Genomic DNA, 17,434 nt, shown 5'->3' with positions numbered 1-17,434 from the left:
ATCACGGTCCGGGGTCACGGTCCGGGGTCACGGTCCGGGGTCAGGGCCCGGCGATCACTGGTCCGCGGACTCCTCGCGGGCGTCCTCGCGCACCAGCGGCGTGATCCGGACCCGTGCGACCCGCAGGCCGTCGACGGCGGTGACGGCGAAGCGGTGGTCGAGATCCTCGACGACGTCGCCGACCTGGGGCGTCCGCCCCAGCTCCTGCAGGACGAAGCCGCCGAGGGTGTCGAAGGAGCCGTCGGGCAGCTCGATGCCGGTCTGCTCCTCGACGTCGGTGCGGTGGAGCAGGCCGTCGGCCTCGTAGGTGCCGTCGTCGAGGGGGCGCGCGGGCACGGCCTTGGGGTCGTACTCGTCGCGGATCTCGCCGACGATCTCCTCGACGAGGTCCTCGACGGTGACGATCCCGTCGGTGCCGCCGTACTCGTCGATGACGACCGCGAGGTGCCCGCCGCCGCGCCGCATCAGCGACAGCGTGTCGAGCACGGGTTTGCTGCCCGGCAGCACCGTCACGGTGCGGACGATGTCGCGCAGGCGCGGCGAGGTGCCCGCGGCGGTGACGTGCGCGGTGAGCAGGTCGCGGACGTGGACGAAGCCCAGGACGTCGTCGACCGACTCGCCGATCACCGGGTAGCGCGAGTGCGGCCGGTCGGAGACCTGCACGACGGCCTCCGCGGCGGTCAGCTCGGCGTCGAGGAAGTCGACCTCGGTGCGCGGCACCATGACCTCGCTGATGACGCGGTCGGTGGCCTGGAAGGCGTCGGTGAGCAGGCGGCGCTCGTCGTCGGTGAGCGTGCTCGTGGTGCGGACCATGTCGCGCAGCTCGTCCTCGCTGACCTCGTCCTCGGTCTGCTTGGGGTCGACGCCCAGCACGCGCACGACGGCGTTCGTCGACACCGAGAGCAGCCAGATCAGCGGGCGGGTGAGCGACGCGAGGCGGTCGAGCACCGGGGCCGTCGTCAGCGCCACGGCCTCCGGCTTCTGCAGCGCGAGCCGCTTGGGCACGAGCTCGCCCGCGACCAGCGACAGGTACGAGACGAACGCGGTGACGAGGACCAGCGCGAGCGTCGCCGCGAGCGCGACGGGCAGCCCGATCCCCTCCAGGCCCGGCTCGAGACGCCCGGCGAGCGTGGCGCCGCCGTAGGACGAGGCGAAGAACCCGGTGAACGTCACGCCGATCTGCACCGCGGACAGGAAGCGGTTGGAGTCGCCGCGCAGCCGCGCGACCGCCCGGCCGCGGGCCCCCCTCTCGGCCAGCGCCGACACCTGCCCGGAGCGCAGCGACACCAGCGCGATCTCGGCGGCGGCGAAGAAGCCCCCGATCAGGACGAACAGCAGTACCAGCCCGATCTCGAGCGCGACGTCCACCCCGCGATCCTGACAGTCCGGAGGTATCGGACTCGTCGGGTGGCCCGGGTCAGGGCGTCCAGGCCACCCTCAGACCGTGAGGGCGGCCTCGATCTCGGCGCGGGTGCCGTCGCCGGCGGGGACGGGGCGGGATCGCCCAGCACCTCGTGGCGCAGCAGCGCGACGCCGAGGCCGCGTCCGCGTCGACCAGGGAGAACTCGCGGGGTGCCCGGTCGAGCACGCACCGGGACCGCGGCGACCGAAGCCGGTGGGCGGGGCTGCGCGCCGCCGCACGCGGGTAACCTGGGTCACAGCGGTCCGGCGACCGCCGGGTCGCAGCGACGGTGACGACGAGTCATCGGAGGTGTGCGGATGTCCGACGAGAAGCGCGAACCGACCGCCCCGCGGGAGCGGCACGACGCCGACGAGCCCGTGCGGCAGGGCAACGTCCACGGGTTCGTGGAGGCGGCCCGCATGTGGGCCCGGCAGAAGGGTCTGGCGGTGCCGGCGAACGGCCCGCTGCCCCACGAGATCGTGGCGCAGTACAAGCGGCACCAGACCTGGGAGTAGGTCACCCCTCGCGCAGGACGGCGCGCTCGTCGGCGGTGGACACGACACGGCCGGCGAGCACGTCGTCCGGCGTCACGCCCGACGCCGCGGGCGTGTCCCGACCGTCGGTGTGATCCGGGTCAGGCGCGGCCGAGGTCGACGACGAGCGCGGCGACCTCGCGCAGCTTGATGTTGTGGTTCTGCGAGAGGCGCCGCAGCAGCGCGAACGCCTCGCCGTCCGAGTTGCCGCGCGCCATGAGCAGGCCCTTCGCCTGCTCGATGACCGCGCGGGACTCCAGCGCGGTGCGCAGCTCGTCGGTCAGCTTCGCCATCGCGGTCTGGCGGGCGAGGGCCGTGAGCGCGGTCGAGGCGAGGTCGGCGGCGAGGGTCGCGACGGGGCGGGCGGCCCGCAGGTCGGCGGCCGGGTCGGTCGCGTAGAGGTTGAGGCTGCCCAGCACGTCGTCGCCCGCGGTGAGCGGGACGACCAGGCAGGAGTGGACGCCGAGCTCGTCGGCGCACGCGGCGTAGGGCGGCCAGGTGCGGCCGGCCGCCTCGTCCTCGGTCCTGACCAGGACGACCCGGCGCTCCCGCAGCGCCAGCGGCACGGGGCCGAGCCCGGAGGAGGACTGGACGTCCTCGAGCGGGGTGAAGCGGGCGACGTCGCGCCGCAGCGAGACGAGCGTGCCGGCGCGCACGAGCGTCACCCCGTGGCCGGCGACGCCCGGCATCGCGGTCAGGGCCTGCTCGGCGGCGGTCCAGACGGCGTCGTCCAGGTCGGCGGCGGCCGCGGCGGGCTCCTCGGCGAACCGGTGCAGCACGCCCGCGACGGCGCCCAGGACGGGGTCGGCGTGGGCCGACGGACGCGGGGTGCGGGCGGGGTCGCCGACGGTCATGCGCTCACTCCAGGGGGACGACCCCGGGCGCGGGCGCGCGCCGGCCGGGGCAGCTCCTCCGGTGGCGTGAGCGTCTCAACCACCGTTGCTTGGCCGGGAGAACCTACCCACAGGTCACCCGGCACCGTCCGGAGGGGTCCCGGAACGCTCGTGAGCACTTTCCACGGCTATAGCCGTGGAAAGTGCTCACGAGGGGGCGGGGGATCAGGCGAAGCCGTCGGGGTCGGTGCGGACGGTCTCGAAGGTGCCGTCGGCGTCGGTGTCGATCGCCGCGGTGTCGAAGTCGCCGTCGTTGTCCGTGTCCATCATGACCGTCTCGCCGTAGCCGTCGGCGTTCGTGTCCACGACGCCGGTCTCGAAGGTGCCGTCGTGGTCGGTGTCGGCGACGACCGTGTCGACGCGACCGTCGCCGTCCTCGTCGGTGGAGGTGGAGGCGAGGTGCCCGTGCTCGTCGAGCTGGTAGGTGCCGACCACGGTGCCGTCGGCCTCGTAGATGTTGCCGTCGGCGGCGAAGTGGCGGTCGGAGGCGCTGGTGTCGGTGCTCATGGCGTGCTCGCTCTCGGTGCGGATCGGTGCCCGGCCCGGTGGCTCTCCGGTGGGCGTTCGGTCCTGTGACGGTGCGGGCGGGGCCGGATGTTCCGCGTCGAGCAGGGAATTCTCTCCGCGCGCCCGTGGTCACCCGGAGTGACGGCGGCGGAAGGTGCTCGGGGGCTCGTGGAAGGTGTCCTTGAACGCGCGGCTGAACGCGGCGAGGTCGGCGAACCCGCAGCGCAGCGCCACGTCGGTGACCGAGAGGTCGGCGAGCCGCGGGTCGGCGAGCGCGCGCTGCCCGTGCTCGAGGCGCCGCCGGCGCACCAGCCTGCCCACCGTCGTCGACGCCTCGGCGAAGGCGCGGTGCAGCTGGCGGGTCGAGACGAAGTGCGCGCGGGCGATGGTCTCGGGGCCCAGGTCGGGGTCCTCGAGGTGCTCGGCGACATAGGCCTCCACACGGGCGCGCAGGGCCGCGGCCGCGCGCGAGCCCGGGAGCTCGTCGCGGTGCAGGACCTCGCCGGCGACGGTGCCGACGAGGTCGGCGAGCTCGGTCGCGAGGCGCCCGCCGGCGGCGGGGGAGAGCTCGGGCGGCGCGGTGACGACGTCGGCGAGCGTGCGCCCGACGATGCCGCCGAGGCGGTCGCCGCCCAGCGCGCGCGCCGTGGCGGCCCGGGAGGTGCCCGGGTCGATGCCCACGAGGTCGCGGGGCCAGGTGAACACCAACAGCCGCCAGTCGCCCGTGAAGCGCCAGGCGAACGGCCGCGCCGTCTCGTAGATCGTGTAGGCGCCGGGGCCGAGCAGGGCCTCGCGCCCGTCCTGGCGCACCACGGCCTCGCCGCGGGCGATGAGGCCGACCTGCAGGTAGTCGTCGTCGTCGCGCGCGAGGCCCGGCGTGCGCACGCACTCCTGCGCGGTCGAGTCGACGGTCGCCACCGCGAGGTGCCCGAGCAGGCTGCTGCGCACCGCGCCGTCGAAGCGCGCGTCGCGGCGGGTGTGCACGTCGAGGGCCACGAAGTGCTCGCGCAGGAGGTCGCGCCAGCCGTCGATGCGGTCGGCCTGCCCGCGGACCTCGCCGGGTGCGGGCGCGCGCGTCACCGTGCGGGGCCGGAGGAACGGACCCACGGGGCGGGCGGTGGTCGCCACGGGCGGCTCCCGGAGGGGAGGAGGGCAGCGGGTCGACGGCGGGTGACGGCGAGCAGGGGCGGTCGCTCGACGCTAGGGAACCCCCGCCCCGCCGGTCAACGGTGCCCGACCCGTCCGCGCGCCGACCCCGAGCCCTCCCCGGATCCGTCGCGGAGCGACAAGCGCGGGCCGCGCCGGGTGGTCACGCTGTCACCGGCGGTCGGGAGCCGGCGCAGGAGCCGACGGACCCGAGCGCTCGGCGCCCACCACCACGCGGCGGACACCCCTGCCGCCCGAGCCGCCCGGGAGTACCCGTGACCGCCCTCGACGACCTGCCGCTGACGCCCACGACCACCACCGTGCGCGCGGCGTGCCCGCACGACTGTCCCGACACCTGCGCCATGGTCGTGACCGTCGAGAACGGGGTCGCGACCGGCGTCCGCGGCGACCCCGAGCACCCGATCACCCGCGGCGGCCTCTGCGTCAAGGTCAACAACTACCAGGACAAGGTCTACAACCCCGACCGCGTGCTGCACCCGATGCGCCGCGTCGGGCCCAAGGGCAGCGGACGGTTCGAGCAGATCAGCTGGGACACCGCGCTCGACACGATCGCGTCGGAGTTCAAGGCCCGGATCGCCGAGCACGGCGCCGAGACCGTCATGCCGGTCAGCTACCTCGGCACCCAGGGCATCCTCAACGGCCTGTCGGTCGGCGACGCCTTCTTCCACCGCCTGGGCGCCACCATCACCGAGCGCACCTACTGCGACTCGGGGTCGTGCACCGCCTACGCCGCCACCGTCGGCGCGACCGCGGGCGTCGACCCCGAGAGCATCGTGCACTCGCGCTACATCATCATCTGGGCCTGCAACATGGTCTCGACCAACCTGCACCTCTGGCCGGTGGTCGCCGAGGCCCAGAAGCGCGGCGCGAAGGTCGTCGTCATCGACCCCGTGCGCCACAAGACCGCCAAGCGCGCCGACTGGTACATCCCGATCAGGCCCGGCACCGACGGCGCCCTCGCGCTGGCGATGATGAACGTGATCATCGGCGAGGGGCTCGCCGACGAGGACTACGTCCGCGACCACACCCTCGGGTTCGACGAGCTCGCCGAGCGCGTCCAGCAGTACACCCCGGAGTGGGCGTCGGAGGAGACCGGCATCCCCGCCGAGGACATCCGCACGCTGGCCCGCGAGTACGCCACGACCGACCCGTCGATGATCCGCATCGGCGTCGCCATCGAGCGGCACGCCGGCGGCGGGCAGACCGTCCGCTCGATCGCCTGCCTGCCGGCCCTGACCGGCGCGTGGCGGCACGTCGGCGGCGGGCTGCTGCAGCTGCCGCTGTGGGCGCACCCGGTGAACTGGCCGGCGTTCATCCACCCCGAGATGGCGACGCCGGGCACGCGCGTCGTCAACCAGTACCTGCTGGGCCGGGCGCTGACCGGCGAGATGGAGCTCGACCCGCCGATCACGGCGCTCGTCGTCTACAACTCGAACCCGATGGTGGTCTGCCCCGAGCAGGACAAGCTCGCGCGCGGGCTGTCCCGCGAGGACCTGTTCACCGTCGTCAGCGACCACGTGCTCACCGACACGGCGCGCCACGCCGACATCGTGCTGCCCGCGACGACGCAGCTCGAGCAGCACGACATCATGTTCAGCTGGGGCCACTTCTACGTCACGCTGAACACCCCGGCGATCGCGCCGGAGGGCGAGGCCGTCCCCAACACCGAGCTGTTCCGCCGGCTCGCGGCGCGGATGGGCTTCGACGACCCCTACTTCCGGCTCACCGACGAGCAGCTGCTCGAGCAGTCCTACGACTGGTCCTCGCCCGTGATGGAGGGGATCACGCTCGAGTCGCTGCGCGAGACGGGCTGGGCGCGGCTGAACCTGCCCTCGCCCGACGAGTACCGCCCGCACGCCGACGGCGGGTTCCCGACGCCGTCGGGCAGGACGGAGTTCCGCTCCTCGGCGCTGGAGGCGGCGGGCAACTTCGTCGTCCCGCTCTTCCGCCAGCTCTCCGAGGAGTACCAGCCGGGCGGGGTCGTCGACCCGCTGCCGCACTACGTCCCGCCGCGCGAGACGTCGGACAGCCACCCGCTGAACCTCCTGTCGCCGAAGTCGCACGCGTTCCTCAACTCGAGCGCGGGCGACCAGGCGATGCAGAAGCGCGTGCAGGGCGAGCAGATGGTGACCCTGCACCCTGCCGACGCCGCGGCCCGCGACATCACCGACGGGCAGTACGTGTCGGTCTACAACGACCGCGGTCGCTTCGTCGCGCTGGCGCGCGTCAGCGACGAGGTGGCGCCCGGCGTGGCCGTGGCGCCGATGGGCGCGTGGCCGAAGAACGCGAAGGACCAGAGCACGGTCAACGCCGTGAACCCCTTCGTCTTCGCCGACCTCGGCAACGCGCCGACGTTCTCGGACACGCGCGTGGAGATCGCGCCGGTCTGAGCCGAGACCCCGGCCGGTGCCGTTCGCCCCTCGGGCGGCACCGGCCGGGCACCACCGTCAGCGGGCGGCGAGCAGCCCGCCCGTGGCCTGGTCCCCCGGCCTGCGGGGCGCGGGGGCGGTGGGGGCGGTGGTCGCGGTGGTCGCCGTGGTCGCGGTGGTCGCCTCCCGCTCGAGCGCGGCGAGGACGCGGCGGGCCGCGCGGTCGGCGACGTCACCGGCGTCGCGGCCCCGCCCGAGCGCGCGGAACAGGTCGGCGAGCGCGGCGACGCCGGACGGGGACAGCGTCAGGCCCCCGCCCGGGCAGGCGCGCGGGGCGAGGGCGGCCGCGGCGCGGGTGCAGGCGTCCCCGGAGCCCGTCGGGTCAGCGGCCGCGGACACGGACCGACTCCGGGACGGCTCCGGCGAGCATCGCGGCCGGGGTGTCGTGCCAGACGTGCTGGAACGACCCGCGGGTGCGGCCGGACCAGGTGTCGGTGCCGGCCTCGGTCGTGCGCGTCGGCTCGACGACACGCGCGCGACGCCGGCCGTCGAGCGACGTGTCGGCGGTGCTGTTCGGAGCACGCCAGTGCAGGTGCCACATGGGCGGGGACCTCCTCGTCCGCCACCGGGACCCGTGCTCGCTCGCCCGTCGGAGGGGCGCCGGCGATCACGGAGGGTCGACCGTGGCTCGCGGACTGAACACGGCACCCGCGATGGTGGTCCAGGTCACGCACCGCCCGCCACGTGGAGGCCATCTGGACCGAAACAGCACCGCATCGGAGGACGTGGCGGGCCACCGGGTGGCCGAGCGCGGGTGCGCAGCGGGTGACTCAGTCCGTGACGACCGCGAGGAGCAGGCCGTCCCACCCCTTGCGGTCCACGGTCTGCAGCGCGGTCGCGCTCGCGAGGCGGGGGTCGTCGGCGACGAGGTCGACGGCCGCGCGGACCCCGCGCACCGTCGCCGAGTCGTCGGCGGGGTCGGCGACCCGCCCGCCACGCACGACGTTGTCGACGACGACGAGCGCTCCGGGCCGGCACGCCGGCAGCGCGGCGCGGACGTAGGCCGCGTTGTTCTCCTTGTCGGCGTCGACGAACACGAGGTCGAGCGGGCCCTCGACGGTCGGCAGCGTCTCCCGCGCCGGGCCCAGGAGGATCGTGACGCGGTCCCCGACGCCGGCCGCGTCGACGCACGCGCGCGCGACCTCGGCATGGTGCGGGTCGATCTCGAGGCTCGTGACGTGCCCCGACGGGCCGACGGCGCGGGCGAGCCAGATCGTCGAGTAGCCGCCGAGCGTGCCGACCTCCAGCACCCGGCGGGCCCCGGCGACGCGGGCGAGGGTCGCCAGCAGCGCGCCGTGAGCGGGCGCCACGGCGATGTCGGGCAGCCCGGCGGCCTGCGCGCGCTCCCGGGCGGCGCGCAGCGCGTCGTCCTCGAGGTGCAGGCGCTCGGTGAACCAGTGGTCGACGTCCTCGGCGGTCGGGCCGGCGGTGGTCATGCCGCGACCGTAGGCCGCGGGTGGAGCCCGAGGACACGCTCGAGGACCCGGTGGCGCAGGACGAGGCTCAGGACCGCGAACCACGCCACGATCGCGACGCCCGCGGCCTCGACGACGGGCGGGTCGGGCGCGGTGAGGCCGAAGTACTCCTGCGTGGCGGGGATCAGCAGCACCACCGCGAAGGCCGCGAACAGGGCCAGCGCGAGCCACGTCGGGCGCCGGTCGTCGGTCACCGGCGCCCAGGCCGCGAAGATCCGGTGCGGCGGCGCGAGCAGGAGGATGAGCACGAGCGCGCTCGTCGAGACGAAGACCGACAGCCCGGACTGCGCGCCGAGGGTGGCCGCCGCGGTGACGAAGTCCGGGTCGGTGGCCGGGAGGCCCGTGTACTGCTCCCAGAGCTCCGTGCCCAGGGTGTCGCGGTAGGTCGTGAGCCCGGTCGTGACGAGCTGGTAGAGGTAGGCGTAGACGGCGGTGCCGAAGCCCGCGGTGAGCACCCCGACGGGGATGACGAACCGCGCGAGCGAGACCAGCAGGTCCTCGGCCGGCGGCGCCGGGCGCGCCCACATCGTCAGGAAGAACGTCGGGAGCCCGACGGTGAACAGCGTCAGCCCGACCTGCGTCGGCGTGTAGGGGAAGCCGAGCCCGAGCAGGGTGACGGTGAGGATGACGAGCATCTGCGTGGCCACCCGCGCGAGGAACAGGTACATCGAGATGCCGACCCCGGCGATGATCCGCCGGCCCTCGGTGCGCGCGGGCGGCAGCGTGGTGAACGAGTCGTCGAGCAGCACGATGTCGGCGACGTCGCGGGTCACCGAGCTCCCCGAGCGCATGGCCACGCCGACCTGCGCGGACTTCAGCGCGCGGGCGTCGTTGACGCCGTCGCCGACCATCGCCACCTGGTGCCCGCGCCGGCTCAGCGAGGTGACGATCTGCTCCTTCTGCTCCGGGGCGATCCGGCCGAACACGCTGTGGGTGTCGACGGCCTCGTCGAACGCGTCCCCCGGGAGCGCCGCGAGCTGCGGCCCCGCGATCGCCGGGCCCGCCAGCCCGGCCCGGCGGGCCAGGGCGGCGACGGTGTCCGGGTCGTCGCCGGAGATCACCTTCACCGCCACGCCCTCCTCGTCGAGGTGGGCGAGGACGTCGGTGACCCCGTCGCGCAGCTCATCGGCCAGCGCGACCCGTGCGACGCCGTGGAGCCGGGGCAGGCGGGGCTGGTCGTCGGCGTCGCGCAGCGGGCCCTCGGCGCGGGCGAGGACGAGCACGCGCAGGCCCTCGTCGGTCCGGCGGCGCACCGCGTCCGGCGCGGCCAGGGCGGGGTCGGCGAGCGCGGCACGCAGCGTGGAGGGCGCGCCGAGGACGAGCGAGGTGCCGTCGGCCAGGGTGATCCCGCTCCAGCGCAGCGACGACCGGAACTCGACCTCGTCGACGACGTCGACCGCCTCCCCGGGCAGCGTGGCGTCGCCCGCCAGCGCCGCCGTCGTGGCGTTGGTGTTCGCCACCGAGCGGGCGAACGTGCCGAGCAGGGCCCGCGCGCCCGCCTCGCGCTCCTCCACGGGTCGAGCTCCGTCGAGCTCCGTCTCCCGGCCGTCGGGCACCACCTCCACCAGCGCCAGCCGCCCGCTCGTCAGCGTCCCGGTCTTGTCGGTGCAGACGACGTCGACGCGGCTGACCGCCTCGACGGCGTTGGTCCGCTGCACGAGGGCACCGCGGCCGGCGATCCGCGCGGCGCCGACGGTGTACGCGACGGCGATGAGGAAGAACAGGCCGTAGGGCACGAGGCCCGAGAGCACGGCCGAGGTCTGCACGAAGCGCAGCACCGTCGACCCCTCGAGCGCCGCCTGGGCGAGGATCGCGCCGCTCATCAGCACCACGAGCAGGATGAGCAGGCGCACGACGAGCTCGATGCGCCACTGCAGCGGCGTGAGCACCGTGGTGTCGGCGCGGGCGGCGAGTGTCAGCCGGCCCGCGTGGCTGTCGGCCCCCACCGCCTCGGCACGCTGCAGTCCTTCGCCGCCGACGACGGAGCTGCCCGAGAGCAGCGGGTCGCCGAGCGCCTTGGCGATCGGGTCCGACTCCCCGGTCAGCAGGGACTCGTCGGCCTCGACGTGGCCGGACACCAGCGGCCCGTCGACCACGATCTGCTCGCCCCCGCGCAGCCGCAGCAGGTCCCCGACGACCACCTCGGCGGGCGCCACCGTCCGGTCCTCGCCGTCGCGCACCACCGTCACCGGCTCGCGGGCGAGCAGCTGGAGCCGGTCGAGCTGGCGCTTGGCGCGCAGCTCCTGCACCGCCGCCAGCGCCGCGTTGATGATGCCGAGACCCACGCTGACCAGCGCGTCGCTGTAGCGGCCGAGCGCGAGCAGCGCGAACCCGATCACGAACAGCGTGTTGTTGTAGAACGAGAAGACCGTGGTGCGCAGGATGCGCCCGGTGGTCCGGCCCGACCCCGAGACGGGCGTGTTGGCCCGGCCCTCCCGCGCGAGCTCGCGGGCGCGGGTCTCGCTGAGTCCCTCGACGGTCGCCGTCGTCATCCCGCGTCCCCCGGCTCGCTGCGTCGCACCGCGCCGATCGTCCCCGGCGTCCCTGACGCGGAGCTGAAGGGGGCCGGTCAGTCCGTGTCGGTCTCGGCGCGGCTGTCGGCCCGGGGGCGGATCTCGGTCTCGGCGGCGGCGAGCGCCGCAGCGACGGCGGCGACGTCCTCGGCGGTGACGGCGAGGTCGTCCCCGGTCTCGGGGACGGGCGGGCGCAGCTCGAACCAGATGCGGTGGCCGCCGCGGTAGGGCTCCTCCCCCCACCGGTGGGCGAGCGCCCAGCTGTCGACGTGGGTGACGTCCTCGGCGACGGGTCGCACCGCGCTGCCGTCGGCGAGCCCGACGCGCAGCAGCTCGTCGGCGAGCGTCAGCTCGAGCACCAGGCTCGCCTCCGCCGTCGCGTGGTCGACGACGTCGCTGGTCAGGTCGTCGATCAGCAGCGACAGGTCCTCCCGCGAGACGCCGCTCTCCCACGCGGCGACCAGGGCGAGCGTCAGGGTGCGGGCGTCGCGCACCGTGAAGGACGTGACGGGGAGATCCATGGTGGCGGACAGTGTTGCCATCCGTGTCCATTCTGCCGGCCGGAGGACCGGGGAAACTCGTTCGGAGCAACTCAGCGCGCGGTGTGCACCGAGTGCTCTCTACAGAGTGTCACAGAATCAATTGCGCGCAAGGGAATCGTGCGGCCGTCGCCTCAGCCCGCGCTGAGCGCCCGCCGCCACTGCGCGACGACGTCCGCGCGCAGGCGTTCGGTGTCGACGTCCTCGGTGTCGAGCATGCGCTGCAGTCCGATGCCGCGCAGCTGCCCGACGACAGCGGTGGCGACGGCGGCCGGATCCACGTCGTCACGGATCGTGCCGGCCGCGATGCCGGCCTCGACGTCCTCGCGCAGGTCGGCGCGGAACGCGCGGTCGCGCTCCCGGAAGGTCGGCGCGAGCTCGGACGCGGTCGCGGCCTCTGCCCAGAGCAGCAGGAACGCGCGGTTGGCCGTGGTGAGCGCGGTGAGCCCGTGCACGTAGCCGTCGACCAGCGCGAGGAGCCGGTCGAGCCCGGGCGCCATCTCGGTCAGGCCCGGCACGAATCCGCCCTGGATCGCGCGGGCGAGGGCGTCGACGAGCCCCTGCTTCGACCCGAACTGGTGGGTGACGATCCCGCGGCTGTACCCGGCGCGCTCCCCGACGCGCGCGAGCGTCAGCGCGCGCACCCCGGACTCGACGACGACCTCGGCCGCCGCGGCGATCAGCGCGGTCTCGGTGTGCTCGCGGCGCTCGGCCTGCGTGCGGCGGCGGGGCTCGACGGTCACGGGGAGACCGTAGCAAGACACGCTTGCGTGTCGACCGACAAGTGTGTGAGAGGCCTCGGCCACCGATGGATGGCCCAGGACCCGAACAGGCCGCCCGGGTGCTCGTCGGGTTCTGGGACGAGGTCAGTGGTCGGGCGCCGGCGTGACGGGCGCGAGCCACACCCCGACGAGCACGTCGACGAGGCCCGAGGCGGCGGCGGCCCAGGTGGCGCGCGTGGTCGGCGCGCCCTCGGCGAGGGCCCGCTCCCGCTCGGCGGGCACGTGGACGAGCAGGTGACGCCCGACGTCGCCGCGCTCGCGGCGCACGGCGGCGGGCAGCTCGGGCAGGCAGGCGTGCAGCCCGTCGAGGATGCGCAGCAGCACCGGCGAGCCCAGCGACTCGTCGACGAGGATCTCGCGCAGCGCCGGGTCGGTCATCACCTGCGCGCCGAAGCGGGCGTACCAGGTCGGGCTGCCCAGCGACGCGAGGTGGTCGAAGGTCGGGCGGACGAGGCAGTCGAGCCAGTCGCGCAAGTCGTCGCTGCCGGCGACGCGCGCGAGCATCTCCTCGCGCGTGCGCTCGATCGCCTCGCTGTGCCGGCGCACGAGGGCGCGCACGAGGTCGGTCTTCGTGCCGAAGTGGTACCCGACGACCGCGGTGTTGCCCTGCCCGGCGGCGTCGGCGACCTGGCGGTTGGACACCTCGTGGACGCCGTGCTCGGCGAAGAGGCGCTCGGCGGCGTCGAGGATGCTCGTGCGGGTGGCGGCGTTGCGGTCGGTCCGGGCCTTGGCGGGCACGGCGCCGAGTGAACGGGCCCGCCTCGCCCTTGTCAATCGCCTGATTTAGATTGAGCTGCGTGACCCCGGATGCGCCGCCCCGCCGCGCCCCCGCGTTCGTCCCGGTGCTCGCGCTCGCGGGCATCACGGTCTCCCTGCAGCAGACGCTCGTGGTGCCGCTGGTGCCGCAGTTCCCCCGGCTGCTGGACGCGCCCGCGGCCGACACGGCGTGGATCGTCACCGCGACGCTGCTGACCGCGGCGGTCGCGGTGCCGATCGTCGGGCGCCTCGCCGACATGGTGGGCAAGCGGCGCATGCTGCTCGTCTGCCTCGCGGTGCTCGTCGCGGGTTCCGTGGTGGCGGCCCTGTCGACGTCACTGGTCCCGCTGGTCGTCGGACGCGCCCTGCAGGGCCTCGCGACCGGCGTCATCCCGCTCGGCATCAGCCTCATGCGTGACGAGCTGCCGCCCGAACGCCTGGGCTCGGCGACCGCGCTGATGAGCGCCTCGCTCGGCGTCGGCGGCGCGCTGGGCCTCCCGCTCGCGGCCTTCATCGCGCAGACCGCCGACTGGCACGTCCTGTTCTGGGCCGCCGGTGGCCTCGGGGTGGTCGTGCTCGTCGGGGTGGTCGCGCTCGTGCCGGAGTCGGCGCAGCGGGCGGGCGGCCGGTTCGACCTCGTCGGCGCGATCGGCCTCGCGGTCGCGCTCGTCTGCCTGCTGCTCGCGGTGTCGAAGGGCGGCACGTGGGGCTGGGGGAGCGCGACGACGGTGACGCTCGTCGTCGTCGCGGGCGTCGTCCTGCTCGCGTGGGCGTGGTGGGAGCTGCGCGCGCGCCAGCCCCTGGTCGACCTGCGGGTCAGCCGGCGCCGTCAGGTGCTGCTGACGAACACCGCCTCGGTCGTCATGGGCTTCTCGATGTTCGCGATGTCGCTGGTCTACCCGCAGCTCCTGCAGCTGCCGACGGCCACCGGCTACGGGCTCGGGCAGTCGATCCTCGTCGCGGGCCTCGTCCTCGCGCCCGGCGGGCTGTGCATGATGGCGATGTCGCCGCTGTCGGCCCGCCTCAGCGCCGCCTCCGGCCCGCGCACGACGCTGATGCTCGGCGCGCTCGTCGTGGCAGTCGGCTACGGCGTCGGGGCGGCGTTCCACGGCTCGGTGTGGGAGCTGGTGGTCAGCTCGATCGTCATCGCCTGCGGCATCGGCCTCGGCTACGGCGCGATGCCCTCACTGATCATGGCGGCGGTGCCGGTGGCGCAGACCGCGGCCGCGAACAGCCTCAACAACCTCATGCGCGCGCTCGGCACGTCGTTCGCGAGCGCGGTCGCGGGCGTGCTGCTCGCCTCGCTCGTCACCAGCGGGGGCGTGCCGACCGAGGGCGCGTTCGTCCTCGTCATGCTGCTCGGGTCGGGGGCGGCGGTGGTCGCGCTGGTCATCGTCGCCTTCGTCCCGCGGCAGCGTCCGGTGCCGCGGGCGGTGACGGAGCCGGTCGCGGCGCCGGCGCCGGAGGTCGGACCGGCCTCGCTGCCCCTGGTCAGCGGCACCGTGCGCCACCGCGGCGCCCCGGCCGGTGGCGCGGTGCTGACGGTGGTCAGCACCGACGGCCACCAGCTCGGCCGGGTGCGCGCCGGGGAGGACGGCGCGTTCGCGGTGGGGCGCACCGGGACCGGCCGCGCCCACCTGCTCGTCGTGCAGTGGTCGGGCATCGCGCAGGCGGAGCCGATGTCGGGCACGGACGGGCTCGTGCGCGACGTCGACCTCGCGGATCCCGTGCGGGCCGCCCGGACCGCGCCGGCGGGGGCCCGGGCCTGAGCCCGGTCAGGCGTGCGCGGCCCCGCGGTCGGTGCTGCGCCGGTTCGCCTCGTCGTGCAGCCAGCGGGCGACCTCGACGAGCTTGAGGTTGGTGTCCTGCGACGAGCGCACGAGCATCCGGAACGCCGCGTCGTCGTCGACGGTGAAGCGCTCCATGAGGATGCCCTTGGCCTGCCCGATGACGTCGCGGCTGGCCACGGCACGCTGCAGGTCCGCGGCCTGCTCGCTGCCGTGGAGCAGCATCGCGGCCTGCACGCCGAACAGGCCCGCGGTGAGCCGGGAGTCCGCGTCGAACGCGTCCGGCCCGCCCGCGTACAGGTTCAGGGCCGCGCGCAGGGGCCCGGGCTCGTGGCTGAGCTGGCTCGACATCATCGCCCGGTAGCCGGCCTTGACCGCCCGCGGCGCGAACTGCGGCCACCGCTCGGCATCGGGGCCCTCGAGGTCCTGGGCGACGACGATCCCGTCCTCGGGCGGGTCCTCGACCGCCGTGATGCAGGGACCCTCCTCGAGCTCGCTCTGCAGCTGGTCGAGCTCGGTGACCGCCGGGTGCGTCGGGTCGCGGGACTCGATCACCCCGTCGCGGATCACCGTGATGCCACCCGCCTCCACACCCGGCACCGTCTCCACGGCGAAGTGGACGATCTCGCTGAGGGTCTGGTCGACGTCCCGGATCGATCGCGTGGCCGTGAGGTCACGCGCCGCCTGACGCAGTGCCGAGACGAGCGACTCGTTGGTGCGCATGGGTGGCCTCCCTCGGGCTCCACGGCCCGGATCGGCGACCGTCGCGTGCTCGTCGGTGAACACAAAGCGTTCGCTCGACGACTGTTCCCGGCGGGTGGTCGAGGAAACCGGCGCGTCAGGCCTCGCCGCGCAGCAGGGCCTCGAACGGTGTCGGGTCGGCGAACGGGTCGGTGGCCCGGCCCGTCGGCGACCGTCCCGCCACCAGGTCGGCGAGCTCACCGGCGGCCCGGGTGATGCGGTCGCCGAGCTCGCGGCTCGCCCCCGACGCGCCCCAGTCCTCCGCCGCCGCGAACACGCCCGTCGGCACCACCGTCGCGTGCAGGTAGGCGAACAGCGGGCGCAGCGCGTGGTCCAGCGCGAGCTGGTGGCGCGCCGAGCCGGCCGTCGCGCCCAGCAGCACCGGGGTGCCGGTGAGCGCCTCGCGGTCGAGGACGTCGACGAACGTCTTGAACAGGCCGCTGTAGGACGCCGAGAAGATCGGCGTCACGGCGATCAGCGCGTCGGCGCCGGCGACGGTGTCGAGCACCGGGCGCAGCGCGGCGTTCGGGAAGCCGGTGACGAGGTGGTCGGCGAGGTCGCGGGCGTGCTCGCGCAGCTCGACCACCTCGGGGCGGACCTCGACGCCCCGCTCGGCCAGCGCGGTCACCGTCGCGTCGGTGAGCCGGTCGGCGAGCAGGCGCGTCGAGGACGGGACGGACAGCCCCGCGCTGACGACCGCGAGGGTGCGGGTCATCAGACGGTCACCTCCTGCTGGGTCTGCTGGGTCTGCTGGGACAGCGCCTCGTCGCGGGCGGCGACGAGCGACGCGTGGGTCGGGGCGTCCGGCACGTGAGCCGGCTTCCGCGCCGCGAACTCCCTGCGCAGCACCGGCACGACGTCCTCGCCGAGGATGTCCAGCTGCTCGAGGACGGTCTTGAGCGGCAGGCCCGCGTGGTCGACGAGGAACAGCTGGCGCTGGTAGTCGCCGACGTACTCGCGGAATCCCAGCGTGCGGTCGATGACCTGCTGCGGGCTGCCCACCGTCAGCGGCGTCTCGCGGGCGAAGTCCTCCAGCGACGGGCCGTGGCCGTAGACCGGCGCCTCGTCGAAGTACGGCCGGAACTCGCGGATCGCGTCCTGCGAGTTCTTGCGCATGAACACCTGGCCGCCGAGGCCGACGATCGCCCGGTCGGCGTCGCCGTGCCCGTAGTGCTCGAAGCGGCGGCGGTAGAAGTCGACCATGCGCCGGGTGTGGTCGGCGGGCCAGAAGATGTGGTTGTGGAAGAAGCCGTCGCCGTAGTACGCGGCCTGCTCGGCGATCTCCGGGCTGCGGATCGAGCCGTGCCACACGAACGGCGGGACGCCGTCGAGCGGGCGCGGCGTGGACGTGAAGCCCTGCAGCGGGGTGCGGAAGCGCCCCTCCCAGTCCACGACGTCGGAGTCCCACAGCCGCCGCAGCAGCGCGTAGTTCTCGATCGCCAGCGGGATGCCCTGGCGGATGTCCTGGCCGAACCAGGGGTAGACCGGCCCGGTGTTGCCGCGGCCGAGGGTGAGGTCGACGCGACCGCCCGCGAGGTGCTGCAGCATCGCGTAGTCCTCGGCGATCTTCACCGGGTCGTTGGTGGTGATCAGCGTGGTCGCGGTGGAGAGCTGCAGACGCTGGGTGCGGGCGGCGATCCAGGCGAGCGTCGTGGTCGGCGAGGACGAGAAGAACGGCGGGTTGTGGTGCTCGCCGAGGGCGAACACGTCGAGACCGACCTCCTCGGTCTTCTCCGCGATCCGCAGGACGGCCTGGAGGCGCTCCGCCTCGGTCGGCGTGCGGCCGGTGGTCGGGTCCGGGGTGATGTCACTGACCGAGAAGACACCGAACTGCATGGGCCCTGCGCTCCTTCGTTGACGATTCAACCGTACATCGTGCCGAACGCTGGTTGACTCGTCAACTATTCCGG

The 17,434-nt window shown here is 74.5% G+C and carries 17 protein-coding genes; 3 read left to right on the top strand and 14 right to left on the bottom strand.

Annotated features, from left to right (window positions below; genetic code table 11):
* Positions 1-54: 54 nt before the first annotated feature.
* A complete protein-coding gene (locus PGB27_RS01370; RefSeq protein WP_274198537.1) occupies positions 55-1,368 on the bottom strand; it encodes a hemolysin family protein in 1,314 nt (437 codons plus the stop codon).
* Between the two features lie 351 nt (positions 1,369-1,719).
* On the opposite strand from PGB27_RS01370, the gene PGB27_RS01365 reads away from it, so the two are divergent.
* Positions 1,720-1,917, top strand: a complete 198-nt coding sequence (locus PGB27_RS01365; protein ID WP_274198536.1) for a hypothetical protein — start codon at positions 1,720-1,722, stop codon at positions 1,915-1,917.
* Between the two features lie 119 nt (positions 1,918-2,036).
* On the opposite strand, the gene PGB27_RS01360 is transcribed toward PGB27_RS01365, so the two are convergent.
* The 3 genes from PGB27_RS01360 to PGB27_RS01350 form a co-directional block, all read right to left on the bottom strand.
* A complete protein-coding gene (locus PGB27_RS01360; RefSeq protein WP_274198535.1) occupies positions 2,037-2,789 on the bottom strand; it encodes a GAF and ANTAR domain-containing protein in 753 nt (250 codons plus the stop codon).
* 204 nt (positions 2,790-2,993) lie between these two features.
* On the bottom strand, positions 2,994-3,335 hold the full coding sequence (locus PGB27_RS01355) for a hypothetical protein (RefSeq protein ID WP_274198534.1): 342 nt from the start codon (positions 3,333-3,335) through the stop codon (positions 2,994-2,996).
* Between the two features lie 129 nt (positions 3,336-3,464).
* Positions 3,465-4,463, bottom strand: a complete 999-nt coding sequence (locus tag PGB27_RS01350; protein WP_274198533.1) for an AraC-like ligand-binding domain-containing protein — start codon at positions 4,461-4,463, stop codon at positions 3,465-3,467.
* A gap of 293 nt (positions 4,464-4,756) precedes the next feature.
* On the opposite strand from PGB27_RS01350, the gene PGB27_RS01345 reads away from it, so the two are divergent.
* Positions 4,757-6,892 carry a molybdopterin-containing oxidoreductase family protein gene (locus PGB27_RS01345; RefSeq protein WP_274198532.1) on the top strand — a complete coding sequence of 712 codons (2,136 nt, stop codon included), beginning with the start codon at positions 4,757-4,759 and terminating at the stop codon, positions 6,890-6,892.
* A 57-nt stretch (positions 6,893-6,949) separates the two neighbouring features.
* Here PGB27_RS01345 and PGB27_RS01340 read toward each other — a convergent pair whose 3' ends face one another.
* From PGB27_RS01340 to PGB27_RS01310, 7 genes are all read right to left on the bottom strand, one after another.
* Complete coding sequence (locus PGB27_RS01340; protein WP_274198531.1) at positions 6,950-7,270, bottom strand: hypothetical protein; 321 nt, start codon at positions 7,268-7,270, stop codon at positions 6,950-6,952.
* Positions 7,254-7,472 carry a hypothetical protein gene (locus tag PGB27_RS01335; protein WP_274198530.1) on the bottom strand — a complete coding sequence of 73 codons (219 nt, stop codon included), beginning with the start codon at positions 7,470-7,472 and terminating at the stop codon, positions 7,254-7,256. Before PGB27_RS01335 ends, PGB27_RS01340 begins: the two co-directional genes overlap by 17 nt.
* Positions 7,473-7,701: 229 nt before the next feature.
* Positions 7,702-8,367: an O-methyltransferase gene (locus PGB27_RS01330; RefSeq protein ID WP_274198529.1), complete on the bottom strand. Its 666-nt coding sequence runs from the start codon at positions 8,365-8,367 to the stop codon at positions 7,702-7,704.
* Complete coding sequence (locus tag PGB27_RS01325; RefSeq protein ID WP_274198528.1) at positions 8,364-10,898, bottom strand: HAD-IC family P-type ATPase; 2,535 nt, start codon at positions 10,896-10,898, stop codon at positions 8,364-8,366. Before PGB27_RS01325 ends, PGB27_RS01330 begins: the two co-directional genes overlap by 4 nt.
* A gap of 77 nt (positions 10,899-10,975) precedes the next feature.
* Positions 10,976-11,440, bottom strand: coding sequence for a hypothetical protein (locus tag PGB27_RS01320; RefSeq protein WP_274198527.1), 465 nt, complete (start codon positions 11,438-11,440; stop codon positions 10,976-10,978).
* 152 nt (positions 11,441-11,592) lie between these two features.
* Positions 11,593-12,201, bottom strand: coding sequence for a TetR/AcrR family transcriptional regulator (locus PGB27_RS01315; RefSeq protein ID WP_274198526.1), 609 nt, complete (start codon positions 12,199-12,201; stop codon positions 11,593-11,595).
* Between the two features lie 123 nt (positions 12,202-12,324).
* Entirely contained in the window at positions 12,325-12,978 is a 654-nt protein-coding gene (locus tag PGB27_RS01310; protein WP_274198525.1) for a TetR/AcrR family transcriptional regulator, read from the bottom strand.
* Between the two features lie 59 nt (positions 12,979-13,037).
* Here PGB27_RS01310 and PGB27_RS01305 point away from each other — a divergent pair, with 59 nt between their 5' ends.
* Positions 13,038-14,765, top strand: coding sequence for an MFS transporter (locus tag PGB27_RS01305; protein ID WP_274198524.1), 1,728 nt, complete (start codon positions 13,038-13,040; stop codon positions 14,763-14,765).
* A 6-nt stretch (positions 14,766-14,771) separates the two neighbouring features.
* On the opposite strand, the gene PGB27_RS01300 is transcribed toward PGB27_RS01305, so the two are convergent.
* The 3 genes from PGB27_RS01300 to PGB27_RS01290 all read right to left on the bottom strand — a co-directional run bounded on the left by PGB27_RS01300 (position 14,772) and on the right by PGB27_RS01290 (position 17,360).
* Entirely contained in the window at positions 14,772-15,506 is a 735-nt protein-coding gene (locus tag PGB27_RS01300) for a GAF and ANTAR domain-containing protein (protein ID WP_274198523.1), read from the bottom strand.
* A 115-nt stretch (positions 15,507-15,621) separates the two neighbouring features.
* The gene (locus tag PGB27_RS01295) at positions 15,622-16,242 is read right to left on the bottom strand and encodes an FMN reductase (RefSeq protein WP_408629998.1); all 621 of its coding nucleotides are present in this window, start codon (positions 16,240-16,242) and stop codon (positions 15,622-15,624) included.
* A complete protein-coding gene (locus PGB27_RS01290; RefSeq protein WP_274198521.1) occupies positions 16,239-17,360 on the bottom strand; it encodes an LLM class flavin-dependent oxidoreductase in 1,122 nt (373 codons plus the stop codon). The genes PGB27_RS01295 and PGB27_RS01290 overlap by 4 nt, the downstream gene beginning before the upstream one ends.
* Between the last annotated feature and the right edge of the window lie 74 nt (positions 17,361-17,434).

The organism is Actinomycetospora lemnae (assembly GCF_028737315.1).
GTDB classification, from domain to species: domain Bacteria; phylum Actinomycetota; class Actinomycetes; order Mycobacteriales; family Pseudonocardiaceae; genus Actinomycetospora; species Actinomycetospora lemnae.
This window is presented reverse-complemented; position numbering and strand designations above follow the sequence as displayed.